9 protein-coding genes are annotated in these 12,248 nt (G+C 73.1%); 5 read left to right on the top strand and 4 right to left on the bottom strand.

Features of this window, described 5'->3' with window-relative positions; all coding sequences use genetic code 11:
* Positions 1 to 54: 54 nt before the first annotated feature.
* The 5 genes from ACIPSE_RS10415 (at position 55) to ACIPSE_RS10395 (ending at position 8,491) form a co-directional block, all read left to right on the top strand.
* A complete protein-coding gene (locus ACIPSE_RS10415; protein WP_401660046.1) occupies positions 55 to 1,368 on the top strand; it encodes a flavin-containing monooxygenase in 1,314 nt (437 codons plus the stop codon).
* A 427-nt stretch (positions 1,369 to 1,795) separates the two neighbouring features.
* On the top strand, positions 1,796 to 2,254 hold the full coding sequence (locus tag ACIPSE_RS10410) for an SRPBCC family protein (protein WP_401660044.1): 459 nt from the start codon (positions 1,796 to 1,798) through the stop codon (positions 2,252 to 2,254).
* Positions 2,255 to 2,619: 365 nt separating this feature from the next.
* On the top strand, positions 2,620 to 4,575 hold the full coding sequence (locus ACIPSE_RS10405) for an ATP-binding protein (protein WP_401660042.1): 1,956 nt from the start codon (positions 2,620 to 2,622) through the stop codon (positions 4,573 to 4,575).
* Between the two features lie 252 nt (positions 4,576 to 4,827).
* Positions 4,828 to 7,218: an ATP-binding protein gene (locus ACIPSE_RS10400; RefSeq protein WP_401660039.1), complete on the top strand. Its 2,391-nt coding sequence runs from the start codon at positions 4,828 to 4,830 to the stop codon at positions 7,216 to 7,218.
* Between the two features lie 271 nt (positions 7,219 to 7,489).
* Positions 7,490 to 8,491 carry a LacI family DNA-binding transcriptional regulator gene (locus tag ACIPSE_RS10395; protein ID WP_401660036.1) on the top strand — a complete coding sequence of 334 codons (1,002 nt, stop codon included), beginning with the start codon at positions 7,490 to 7,492 and terminating at the stop codon, positions 8,489 to 8,491.
* 50 nt (positions 8,492 to 8,541) lie between these two features.
* Here ACIPSE_RS10395 and ACIPSE_RS10390 read toward each other — a convergent pair whose 3' ends face one another.
* From ACIPSE_RS10390 to ACIPSE_RS10375, 4 genes are read right to left on the bottom strand one after another with little or no spacing between them, the layout of a single operon-like run.
* Positions 8,542 to 9,357 (bottom strand): carbohydrate ABC transporter permease, encoded by an 816-nt coding sequence (locus ACIPSE_RS10390; protein ID WP_401660033.1) that lies wholly within the window; start codon positions 9,355 to 9,357, stop codon positions 8,542 to 8,544.
* Position 9,358: 1 nt separating this feature from the next.
* Positions 9,359 to 10,249, bottom strand: a complete 891-nt coding sequence (locus ACIPSE_RS10385) for a carbohydrate ABC transporter permease (RefSeq protein WP_401660030.1) — start codon at positions 10,247 to 10,249, stop codon at positions 9,359 to 9,361.
* Complete coding sequence (locus tag ACIPSE_RS10380; RefSeq protein WP_401660027.1) at positions 10,224 to 11,525, bottom strand: ABC transporter substrate-binding protein; 1,302 nt, start codon at positions 11,523 to 11,525, stop codon at positions 10,224 to 10,226. Before ACIPSE_RS10380 ends, ACIPSE_RS10385 begins: the two co-directional genes overlap by 26 nt.
* A 49-nt stretch (positions 11,526 to 11,574) precedes the next feature.
* The gene (locus ACIPSE_RS10375) at positions 11,575 to 12,189 is read right to left on the bottom strand and encodes an LLM class flavin-dependent oxidoreductase (protein ID WP_401661701.1); all 615 of its coding nucleotides are present in this window, start codon (positions 12,187 to 12,189) and stop codon (positions 11,575 to 11,577) included.
* Positions 12,190 to 12,248: the final 59 nt, after the last annotated feature.

Genomic DNA, 12,248 nt, shown 5'->3' with positions numbered 1-12,248 from the left:
CGTCCAGCCTGCGAGCGGCCGGTAAAATGACCGGGTGGTCACAAGGAGGTCGCCATGCAGAGGGTGTGTGTGATCGGGGCCGGGTCCTCCGGGATCGCCGCCTGCCAGGTCCTGGCGGAACGGGGCATCGCCTACGACTGCTTCGAGCTCGGCTCGGACGTGGGCGGCAACTGGCGCTATCTCAACGACAACGGGCAGTCGTCGGCCTACCGGTCGCTCCACATCAACACCTCGCGCCAGATCATGCAGTACGCCAGTTTCCCCATGTCGGACACGTATCCGGTGTATCCGGGCCACGCCCACATCGCCCGCTACTTCGACGAGTTCGTGGACCACTTCGGGCTACGGACGTCGATCAGGTTCCGCACCGAGGTGGTCGGGGTCGCGCCGGAGGGCGGCAAGTGGGCGGTGACGTACCGGGACCGCGACACGGACGTCCGGGAGACCGGTTCGTACGACGCGGTGCTCGTCGCCAACGGCCACCACTGGAAGCCGCGTTGGCCCGATCCGGGCATCGCGGGCGCCGCCGCCTTCGAGGGCACGCAGACGCACGCGCACGACTACCGGACGCCCGAACCGTTCGCGGACCAGCGGGTGCTGGTCCTCGGTATCGGCAACTCGGCCTGCGACATCGCGGTGGAGACCTCCCGGGTCTCCCGCAGGACGTTCCTGTCGATGCGGCGCGGCGCGCACATCCTGCCGAAGTACCTGTTCGGGGCCCCCACCGACCATCTCACCCACTCCTGGCTGGCCAAGGCTCCCCTCGCCGTCCAGGACCGCGGTCTCCAGCTGCTGCTGCGGCTCAGCCGCGGCCGGCTCACGGACTACGGCCTGCCCGCCCCGGCGCACCGCGTCCTGGCCGCCCATCCGACCATCTCCGACGACCTGCTGTCGCGCCTGGGCCACGGCGACATCTCGGTCAGGCCAGTGCCACGCGCGGCCGACGCGCACCGGGTGACCTTCGACGACGGCAGCGTCGAGGAGATCGACGCGATCATCTACTGCACGGGGTACGACATCGCGTTCCCCTTCCTCGAGCCGGAGTTGCTCGACACCGCCGGCAACGACCCGGCCCTCTACCACCGGGTCGTCTCCCCCGACCTGCCCGGCCTGTACTTCATCGGCCTGGTGCAGCCCCTCGGCGCGATCATGCCGCTGGCGGAGGCCCAGTCCCACTGGGTGGCCGACCTGCTGGAGGGCCGGTGCGCCCTGCCTGACCGGCCGGAGATGCTCGACGAGATCCGCGCCTACCGCGCCCGTACCGCCCACCGCTACGTCGCCTCGACCCGCCACACCATCCAGGTCGACGCCCAGCCGTACCTGAGGGAACTGAGGCGGGAACGCAGGAAGCGCGCGGTGCGGCGGTAGCGCGGGAAGAGTCGTCGTGCGCGCCGGTGGGCAGGATCACCGGCATCACGCTGTCGTGAGTCGGTCGGGGGGCGGACTTGTCGCGGAGCAGGATGTGGGCAGGGTTCGTCGCCGCGGTCACGGGGGTTCTGCTCCTCGCCGGTCCCGCTCGGGCGTCGGACGCCCCTGCCGCTGACCCGGCGTGCGTGCAGTTCTTCGCGGAACCCGCCGCGACCCCGCCCTCGGGCGGAAAGTGACGCCCGCCCCTCGGTCCGTGTTCACGGGAGGTGTCGGACCGGTCCGGGAATGCGCCCGGTGCGCAGGGCACGGAACCCCGGCCACTGGGTCCGTTCGCCTCGCGCCGGCCCCCTGTGTCCCATAGGGTCGCGGTGCCTTCCTAGGTGTGGAGGCGGCGCGGTTCTCACGGCTCGACCGGTCAGGAGTTCCCATGGCAGGACAGTTCGAAGCGGTGGTCGAGGTCGACCGGCCGGTCGAGGAGGTGTTCGCCTACCTCGCCGACGGACGCAACGACCCCGAGTTCAGCCCCCGCGTACTGCGTATCGACCGGATTCCCGAAGGCCCCACCGCCGTGGGGACCGTCTTCCGGAGCACGGTCAAGGACGCCGGTGTGAAGACCGCCAGGGAGTTCCGGATCACCGAACTCGAAGCGCCCGCGCGGATCCGCTGGACCGAGGTGTCGAAGAACAGCGTCGCGGTCCGCGAGGGCGGCTACGACCTCTCGGAGTCGCCCGGGGGCGGGACCCGGGTCCGTCTCTTCAACGTCCTGGAAGGGCACGGCGTCGGCAAGCTCCTCGTCGGGCTCGCCCTTGCCGCCGCCAGGAAGGACGCGGACGCGTTCGGCGGCCGGATCAAGAAGGCGGCCGAGGCGGCCATCACCCCGGGCTGACGCCGAGTCGCCCCGTCGGCCGACGGCGTCCCGAGGGCGCCCGCGAAGGAGCCGCACGCACCGATCGGACGGTGCCGGTCGGCTCCTTCGCCATGTCGACGCACCCGGCGGTCCTCCCCGCCCCGCCCCCGCGCTATGTATTCGCGCTCGCGTCCTAGGTTTCCGCGCGGAGTGTGATCCGACGCGCGGTGCCGCGACCGGCGTACGCGGGGCGCGTTTGGCTTCCCGTGGCAGGGCGCGCAGTGACGGTTCTGCTCCGGGAGATCCCCCGGGGCGGAGGGGTTGCGCGCGGTCCGGTGAAACCGTGCGGGAGCGAGGAGTACGACGACGTGTGGACGAGCGGTGGCGGTGGCGGTTCAGGGGTCGTGTCCGCGGACGGGGACGCCCGCGCGGCCGTGGTCGGCCGGGACCGGGAGATCGCGGCGCTGGGCGAGCTGTCGGCCGGGCACCGGCTGGTGACCGTGACGGGGCCCGCGGGGGTGGGCAAGAGCACGGTCGCCGCCGCGGCCGTCGCGTCGTCGGCGGGGTGGGAGTGCCTGGTGCAGGTGCGCTGGCACGGGTCGGGGCCCGGGCGTCCGGGTGACCTGGCCGCCGAGCTGGTCACCCGGCTGACCGGGACCCTGCCCGCCGGCGCCGTCGACCCGGCGTGGGCCGCCCGCCACCTCCCCGACGTCCCCACACTGCTGTTCCTCGACGACGTCGATCCGGTGTACGACGAGTGCGTGCGCCTGGTGCAGCGCGTGCTGGTGCTGGCGCCGCGGACGCGGGTCGTCGTGACGTCGCGCCGGGCCCTGGGGCTGGACGCGGAGCGGATCTTGCGGCTCGAAGGGCTGAGCACCCGTCCGTCGGCGGACGGCGGACGTCACGCGCCCGCGGTGGAGCTGTTCTTGCGGCAGGCGCCCTCCGGGCTGGACCGCGAGCGGGACCTGACCAGCGTGAGCGAGGTGTGCGGGCTCCTCGAAGGGCTGCCGCTGGCCGTGGTGCTCGCCGCCGAGCAGAGCGTCCGCCTGCCCGTGCAGGAGCTGCCGCGGCTGGTCCACCAGGGCCAGGGATGGCTGAGCGGCACCCGGCCGGCGCTGCGGCGGCACCGGTCCCTGCGGGATGCCGTCGGATCGGGATGGATGCTGTGCGACCGTGCCGTACGGACCGTGTGGGCGCGGGCGGGCGTGTTCGCCGGATCCTTCACGGAGGCGTCGGCCGTGTACATGTGCCAGGGCGGGGACATCGGACCGGCGGAGGTGCCCGCCTGTCTGGCCCAGCTCACCGCCCTGGGCGTGCTGGAGGTGGACGGCGAGGTCGGCGGTGTGCGCGAGCCCCGCTACCGGATGACGGGCCTGGCCCGGGAGTTCGGCGCCGAACGCCTCACGGCGGAGGGCGAGTTGCCCGCGGCGGCGTTGCGCAGGTCGCAGCGCTGGGGGCAGGTGGCCGCCGAGGCCGAGCGACTGTGGGACATCGGCAGCCAGGCCCGTGCCGTACGGCTCGTGTCCGAGGAGCACGACGAGTTGGCCGCCATGCTCCGGCACGCGCACACCGACCCCTCCCTCGCCCCGGCCGCTCTGCAGGCGGGCGTGCGGTTGTGGTTCTGGTGGGTGGCCTGCGGCCGGGCCGACGAGGGAGCGGCCCTGCTGCGTGGCCTGCTGCCGCACTGCGAGGACGATCCCGTGCTCGCGCGCGGGCAGTGGCTCGCCGCCTGGCTGAGCGTGCGCAGCCGGCCGAGGCTCGCCCGTGCGCTGCTGGACGAGGCGTGGTGGTCCTCGATGCTGGACGGCGACACCGCCACCGTCGGCCGCATCGCACACGCCCACGGGACACTCGCCCTCCAGGAACGCGACGTGCGCGCCGCGGCCGAGCACTTCGGGCTGGCCTCCGACCTGATCCCCGCGCACTCTCCCGGCGGTCCCCCGCCCGCGCTGAGCCAGGCCGCCCTGGCCCTGGTCCAGGCCGGTCCCTCCCCCGCCACCGCCCGGCGCACCGCCCGCCGCGCGCTGGCCCAGGCGGAGTTGCGCCACGACCTCTGGGCCCGTCAAGTCGCGCTCTACGCGAGCGCGTTCGCCGACCACCGGCTGGGCCGGTCCGCACGCGCCTGGCACCGGGCGCGCCGCGCCCTGGCCGATCCGGAGCTCGAACTGCCCTCCGCCCGTCACGGCGCCACGGCACTGCGGCATCTGATCACCACCATCGAGACGGGCGTCGGTGGCACGGAGACCCACGACCGCGCCCTCGACACCGGCGGCCCGCTCCACCCCGACCTGCCGACGATGCTCGTACCCCGGACCGCGATCCCCGTGCCGTCCCCGCGCTCCCGCGGCGAGGGGTCGTGAACGGGACACGCGCCGCTGCCGCACCCGCCCGACCGAGCCGGTGTGCGACCCGGACGCACCTCCCCCGGCGCGCGATCGACCCTTCACGCACCGCAGCGCGGGCTCGGGTGTCGGTCGCATACTTGCCGGTGCGCCGACCCGCGCATTGGGGTGACGCCCGCCGCGAAGCGGTCGCTCCGGGGGATGTCGTGCTTACGCTGCGACGGGCCCGCCCTGCAGGTGTACGGCTCTTGGGAAGACTGAGGGAGTGGAATGGGCTTCGGGTTCGAGGCACAACGCAACGGGCGGTTACCCGCACAGCTGAGCAGCTTCGTCGGCCGCGCGGAGGAGTTGGGCGAGATCGGGCAGGCGCTCGACCAAGGGCGCCTGGTGACGCTGGTCGGCCCCGGAGGCATCGGCAAGAGCCGCACCGGGGTGCACGCGGCCCACGCGTGCAGCGATTCGTTCCCCGACGGAGTGTGGTTCGCCGAGCTGTCCGGCCTGTCCGATCCCGAACTGCTCCCGGGACTGCTCGCGTCGGCACTGGACGTGCCCGAACACACCGGGCGGGAGAGGGAATCACGCGATGCCGACGAGTCCCGCGGCGTCGGCGGGGCCGGGGACGTCACCGGAGCCGGGAACTCCGCCGGAGCGGCGGACGCGACCGGGGCCAGGATGGCCATGGAATCGCTGGTGTCCCATCTCCGGGGGCTGCGGCTGCTGATCGTCCTGGACACCTGCGAGCACCTCCTCGACGCGTGCGCGGCGGTGTGCGGGGTGCTGCTGCGGGCCGCGCCCCAGGTGCGCGTCCTGGCGACGAGCAGGCAGCCCCTGGGGGTGCCCGGCGAACGCCTGGTCCCCATCGGGCCGTTGGAGCGGGCCGAGGCGATGGATCTGTTCACGCAGCGGGCCGCGCTGTCGGTGGCGGGCTGGCAGGTCACCGAGGCGAACCGGCCGCGGGTCGTGGAACTGGTGGAACGGCTGGAGGGCATACCGCTCGCCCTCAAACTCGCCGCCGTACGACTGCGGGTGGCCCCGCTGGAGGAACTCACGGCCCGCCGCGACAACCGGTTCGACATCCTCACGGGCACCCAACGCGGCGGCCTGGACCGGCATCAGACGCTCCGGACGGCGATCGGCTGGTCGTACGAGCTGTGCACGGCGGACGAACGGCTGCTGTGGCAGCGGCTGTCGGTGTTCGCCGGGCCCTTCGATCTGGCGGCGGCGGAACAGGTCTGCGCCGACGGGCGGCTGCCCGCCGAGAGGGTCGTGGCGGCCATGTTCGCGCTGGTCGACAAGTCCGTGGTGCAGTGCGGCGGGGAGGGCGGCGGCGGTTACCGGATGCTGGAGTCCATCCGGGCCTACGCGGCCGAGCGGATGGACGCGACCGGCGACGCGGGCGCGGTCCGTGAACGGCACTTCGCGCACTACGAACGTCTGGCCGGACGCCTGTGGGACGAGTCGGTGTCCGGTGCGCAGGTCCCGCTGCACCGGGCGGTGCGGGACGCGCTGGCGGAGATCCGGCAGGCGCTGCGTTTCGCCTGCGCCCCTGAGGGGCCGGCCGCGCGAGGGCTGTGGCTGGCGGCCCGGCTGGCACCGTACTGGCGGGCGGCCGGGCTGCTCTCGGAGGGCCGCTACTGGATCGACAAAGGGCTCGCCCTGGTGCCGGAGGACTGCCCGGAGCGGGCCTGGGGGCTGCTGGCGACCGGGTGGTTCGCGGCGTGGACCGCGGATCCCGATCCGGCGCTCGCCCGGTTCACCCAGGCCCGCGAGGTGGCTCTGCGGTGCGGCGAGGAGCGGGTCGTGTGCCTGGCGGACCCCGCTCTGGGGGCGCTGCGGGCACTGCTGGGCGAGGTCGGGGAGGGCCTCGCGGCCGTCGAGGCGGGGCGTCGGCGGCTGGTCGAGCGGCGGGACGCGCTGGGCGTGGCCCTGATCCACTACGAGGCCGCGCTGCTGCTGGGGCTGCTGGGCCGGACCGAGCGGGCGCTGGAGCTGTGCGAGACGGGGCTGACGCACCTGGAGGGTACGGGCGAGCGCCAGTTCCGTGCCGCCACGCTGGCGGTGAAGGGGCTGGTGCTGTGGCTGGCGGGGCGGCCGGAGGAGTGCGCCCCGCCGCTGCACCAGGCGCTGGAGGACATCGCCGGGATCGGGGACTTCCTGGTCGTCGCGCTGTGCTGTCTGGGGCTGGGCCGGCACGCGGCCCACCGGCAGCGCCCCGTGCGCGCCGCGTGGCTGCTGGGCCACGCCGACAGCGCCGCGCGGCTCGCCGGCTGTCCGGTCACGGCCCTCCCCCTGCTCGCACAGGAGCAGAACCGGGTCCTCCGGGGGGTGCGGGCCGCGCTGGGCGACGAGGAGTTCGACCGCTGGCACGCCACCGGCGCCCGCATGTCCGGGGCCGAGGTCCTCCAGGCCGTACGGGCGGGCACCGAGAGGCCGGTGCCGCGCCTGGACGCGGTCCAGGAGAAGCACCCGGGCCCCGCGCCGGGCCAGCTGACGGCACGGGAACGCGAGGTCGCCGCACTCGTCGCCGAGGGGCTCTCCAACCGCCAGATCGCCGAGCGTCTGGTGATCTCCAAGCGCACGGCGGACACCCACGTCGAACGCATCCTCGCCAAGCTCGGCATCACCTCGCGCACCCAGGTCCCCTCGGCACTGCACACCTAGGGGCAACATCCTCCAGGGGAAACACCCCCTGGGCCCGTCCGTATACGGACGGGCCGTACGGACGCCTCGGCGCTCCGCATACGGACATTCCCCGATGGGCCTCGCGTCGGGGTGATCGCTCCCGCAGTCTGAAGGTGCGTGGCCGCCGGGTCGGCGCGGCGGCCACGCGTCACCTGTCCGGCGATCCGCCCGCCCGAGGGTCGCCCGGCGGTCGGGCCGGGCGACGGACGCCCGGCGGACGCCGGTTCGCACCAGGCCATAGGGTGGGCCGATGGACGGTGCGGTCGGGCTCAGACAGGTGGCGGAACGAGCCGGCGTCTCCATGCGCACCGTGTCCAACGTCGTCCGTGGGACGGGGCGTTTCTCGGAGGCCACCCGCGAGCGCGTGATGCTCGCCGTCGAGGAACTGGGGTACCGGCCCAACACCGCGGCGCGGCGCCTGCGTACCGGCCGCAGCGGCGTACTGCTGCTCGCGGTACCGGAGCTGACCATGCCGTACTTCGCCGAGCTCGCCGCTCACCTGTTGCGGCAGGCGGCGGCACACGGCTGCACCTTGCTGGTCGAGGCCACCGGTGGACGTCCCGAGGCCGAGCTGGCCCTCGCGCTCGGGCAGACGGACCCCATGGTCGACGGGGTGGTCCTCAGCCCTCTCGCGCTGGACGACGAGGCCGCGGCCCGCGCCGGTTCCAAGACGCCCCTGGTCCTGCTCGGTGAGCGCGTGCACGACCTGCCGTGCCCGCACGTCACGATCGACAACACGGGCGCCGCGCGGGAGGCCACCGAGCATCTGCTCGCCCGGGGGCGGCGCCGTATCGCGGTCCTGGGCCGGCAGACCGTGGCCCACGCGGCGACCTCCGCGACCCGCCTCGCGGGCCACCGGCAGGCGCTGGACCAGGCGGGAATCGCCTACGACGAGACGCTGGCCCCCGCCGTCGCCGCGTACCACCGGGCCGACGCCGCCGCGGCCGTGCGAAGGCTCCTGGATCTGCCCGAGCCGCCCGACGCGGTGTTCTGCTTCGCCGACGCGATGGCCGAGGGCGCCCTGCACGCCGTACGGGAGCGAGGGCTGAGCGTGCCGGGCGACATCGCGGTCGTCGGGTTCGACGACGTCGAGGGCGCCGCCTACACCGCGCCGCCGCTCACGACGGTCGCCCCGGACAAGCCGGAGCTGGCGCGGCTCGCGGTCAACGCCCTGCTGGACCAGATCGAGGGGCGCGTCGACCCGTCGGTGCTGATCGCCGGGCACCGGCTCGTGGTGCGGGACAGCTCCTGACCGGGCGAACGCCCCCCAGGGGGTGTTGTACGGGACTCTCGCAACACCCCCTAACCCCGTACGGCACCCGCCGTCATCCCGGACACGAAGTACCGCTGGAGCAGCACGTACACGACGACCACGGGCGCCGAGGCGATCACCACGCCCGCGAAGAGCAGCGGGTACCGGGTGAGGAACTCGCCCTGGAAGTTCAGCAGGGCGAGCGGCAGGGTCCGTCGGTCGTCGGAGCGGATGAACAGCAGCGGGTACAGCAGGTCGTTCCAGTCCATGACGAACAGGAAGATGCCGGTCGTGGCCAGCGCGGGCCGCGTCAGGGGCAGGGCCAGGGAGCGGAAGGCGCGCAGCGGGCCCGCCCCGTCGAGTTCGGCGGCCTCGTACAGCTCCTCGGGGATGGAACGGAGGAAGCCGCCGAGGATGAACACCGCCGTGGGCAGGGTCATCGTGGTGTCCACGATGACCAGGCCGAGGAGGCTGTCGGTGAGGCCCATGCGGTCGAACAGGACGTACTGCGGGACGATCGCCGCCTGGGCGGGGACGGCGAGCCCTGCCACCAGCACCCCGAACACGATCCAGCCGGCGCGTCCCGGCACGCGTGCGCAGAAGAACGCGGCGAGGCTCGCCACGACCAGCGTGAGGGCGACCGCGCCGGCGGTCACGGTCAGGCTGTTGACGAAGGCCGGGCCGAGGCCGCCCTCGTCGACGGCGCGCCGGTAGTTGTCGAGCGTGGGTGAACCGGGCGGCGACAGCGGGGAGTCGAAGAGCTGCGGCAGCGTCTTGAACGTGCCGAACAGCACGACCAGGAGCGGCAGGACGACGGCCGCCGCGCCCAGCAGGAGCACCACGGGTCGGATGGTCTTGTGCAGCACGTCAGGCAGCCCTCCGCAGCGCCCGCCGCTGCACCCAGGTGAGCCCGGCGATGAGCGCCATGAACACCAGGGACTGGGCGGCCGCGTAGCCGAACTGGTTGTTGGAGAAGGTCGTGTAGACCCGGGTGGAGAGGATGTCGAGCGCGGGTCCGGGCGGGTTGCCGCCGAGGCCGAGGACGAGGTCGAAGGCCTTGAAGGACTGCACGGTGGTGTACGCGACGACGATCCCGGTGGCCGGGGCGACCAGTGGCCAGGTGACGTACCGGAAGCGGGTCCAGCGGCCGGCGCCGTCCAGGGCCGCCGCCTCGTACAACTCCCTTGGGATCGTCTGGAGTCCGGCGATGTAGACGACCATCATCTGGCCCGCGTGGAACCACACCTGGGTCAGCGCCAGCCAGAAGACCGCCGCGTCCGGGTCGCCGAGGTACACGGACTGCCAGGAGTCCAGCCCCATGGCGCGCAGGGCGGCGTTGAACAGCCCGCCGTCCGGGTCGTAGACGAACCGCCACACGAAGGCCACCGACACCGAGGACAGGACGGTGGGGAGGAAGAACAGCGCGCGCAGGAGCGTCGTCGTCCGCGTCGTGCGGACCAGGTACAGGGCCAGGAGCAGGGCCAGAGCCGTCTGGGCCAGGACCACGGTGACCGTCAGCTTGAGGTTGTTCTCGACCGCGTTGCGGAACACGTCGTCGCCGGTGGCGAGTTCGGTGAAGTTGCGCGCGCCGACGTCGTGGTAGGTCGCGCTGTATCCGTCCCAGTCGGTGAGGGCGTACTGCGCGGCCTGGATCGTCGGATAGGCGAAGAAGAAGAGGTAGAGGGCCAGCGCGGGCACCGGAAAGAGCCACAGTGCCCGCGCCGCGCGGCGGTTACGCGCGCTTCTGGTCGATGACACGCTGGGCCTCCTCGGCCGCCTGCGCCGGCTTCTTGCCGCCGACCACGGCGACCGCCGCGTTCTCGACCGCGCTGCGGATGTCCAGGTCGAGGAACTGGAAGCGCGGGGCGAGCAGGGTCTTCCGCGTCAGCCAGGGCGCGACGGCCTTGAGGTCGGTGTTGGTGTACTCGACGCCCTGCACGGTGACGTGCTGGCCGGTGCCGTCGGCGTAGAGGGCGGCGTTCGCCGGGTCGCTGAGGAACTCCAGGAAGGCGTACGCGGCGGGCTGCACCGTGGAGGCGCTGTTGACGCCCAGGATGAAGGTGGTGTTGAAGACGCCCTCGTACTTGGCCTTGCCCGCCGGGCTGGTGATCGGGGCGACGAGGTCGAAGGGGAACTCGGCGCCGAGGGCCCGTACTCCCGCCATCTGGAAGGAGCCCGTGGCCAGCAGACCGGCCTTGCCCTCGGCGAAGAGTTGGGTGACGGCGTCGGTGGTGGAGCCGGTGGCACGGGCCTGGAAGTACGGTTTCAACTCCCCGTACTGCTCCAGGGTCTTGAGGAACCAGTCGTCGGTGACCTTGTACCGGCCCGACTCGATCCTCGTGAACATGTCGTCGCTGGGGGCGTTGTTCATGACCATGGTGTTGAGCAGCTGGCCGGCGTTGGCCGCGTCGCCGCCGGGCCAGGCGATCGGTGTGAAGCCCTTGGCCTTGAGGTCGTCCAGCAGTTGGAGGAAGCCGTCCCAGTCCGTGGGGGCGCTGGTGTGCCCCGCCTTGTCGAGGGCGTCGGTGTTGGCGAGCGGCATATTGAAGACGAGCTGGTACGGCAGTCCGTACTGCACGCCCTGGGTGGCGCCCGGGCCGATCAGGCTCGCCTGGTAGCGGGCGAGGACGCCGGTTGTGGTCAGCGGGGCGTAGACGCCCGCCTTCACGATCTGCTCGAACTGCGCGCCGCGGAAGGCGGTGAAGAGGTCGCCGGTCTTCGAGCCCTGGATGCGGCGCAGGGCGGCGGACTGGTAGTCGGCGGACGGGGATATGTCCTGCTCGACGCCCGCGTCCGGGTGCTTCTTGACGAAGGCCTTGACCAGGTCGGCGATCACCGCCTTGTCCTCGGCTCGCCAGTGGGCGAAGGAGACGGTGCCCGTGGGCGTGCCCGAGGTGGCGAGGGCGGACGGGGACGTGCCCGCGTCGGCGGCGCCCGATCCGCCGCCGGGTCCGGCGCACGCGGCGGCGGCGAGACCGAGTCCGGCGGCGCCGAACAGACGAAGGGCTGCTCTTCTGTCGAGTGAGGAGGGCATGCGGTGCTCCTTGGAAAGTTGGGTCAACGGGTGCGGGAGTGCGGGGAATTCAGACGGCGGCGAGCCGGTCGGCGGCATCGGCGTCGGGGATCAGGGGGCGGACGCATTCGCCGAACCGGATCGCCTCCTCCAGGTGCGGCCGGCCGGAGAGGATGAAGTGCTCGATGCCGAGTGCGGCGAACTCCGCCATGCGTTCGGCGACTTGTTCGTGGCTTGCGACCAGGGCGGTGCCCGCGCCAGGCCGCACCAGGCCGAATCCCGCCCACAGGTTGGGGTGGATCTCCAGCCGGTCCGTACGGCCGCCGCTGAGTGCGGCCATGGCCCGCTGCCCGGCGGACTCCGAGGCGGAGAACCGTTCATGGGCCGCCTTGACGGCAGCGGGGTCCAAGCCGTCCAGGATCCGGCCCGCCTCCGCCCACGCCTCCTTCGCGGTGTCGCGGCTGATGACGTGCAGGCGAATGCCGTACGACAGCTTCCGTCCTCGCGCGTCGGCCGGTTCACGGACGCGGGCGATCTTCCGGGCGACCGCCGCCGGGGGTTCGCCCCAGGTGAGACAGGTGTCCGCGTGGCGGGCGGCCACCGGCAGCGCGGCGGCCGGCGAACCGCCGAAGAAGACGGGCGGACGGCTGGTGCCGCGGGACTGGGGGGAGTCCCGGGCGGTCATTCCGACCACGCCACGGTCGTCACCGGTGGTCGGAAGGAACCAGTGCAGGCGCACGGTCA

The sequence above is a fragment of the Streptomyces sp. NPDC090106 genome (genome assembly GCF_044747265.1).
Classification (GTDB): domain Bacteria; phylum Actinomycetota; class Actinomycetes; order Streptomycetales; family Streptomycetaceae; genus Streptomyces.
Note: the sequence above shows the minus strand (reverse complement) of the source record. Positions and strands in the feature narration are given on the sequence as shown.

Coding starts and splice junctions, on each gene's coding strand:
- ACIPSE_RS10380 (WP_401660027.1), bottom strand. CDS start 11,525: ATGCCCTCCTCACTCGACAGAAGAGCAGCCCTTCGTCTGTTCGGCGCC.
- ACIPSE_RS10375 (WP_401661701.1), bottom strand. CDS start 12,189: ATGACCGCCCGGGACTCCCCCCAGTCCCGCGGCACCAGCCGTCCGCCC.
- ACIPSE_RS10415 (WP_401660046.1), top strand. CDS start 55: ATGCAGAGGGTGTGTGTGATCGGGGCCGGGTCCTCCGGGATCGCCGCC.
- ACIPSE_RS10410 (WP_401660044.1), top strand. CDS start 1,796: ATGGCAGGACAGTTCGAAGCGGTGGTCGAGGTCGACCGGCCGGTCGAG.
- ACIPSE_RS10395 (WP_401660036.1), top strand. CDS start 7,490: ATGGACGGTGCGGTCGGGCTCAGACAGGTGGCGGAACGAGCCGGCGTC.
- ACIPSE_RS10400 (WP_401660039.1), top strand. CDS start 4,828: ATGGGCTTCGGGTTCGAGGCACAACGCAACGGGCGGTTACCCGCACAG.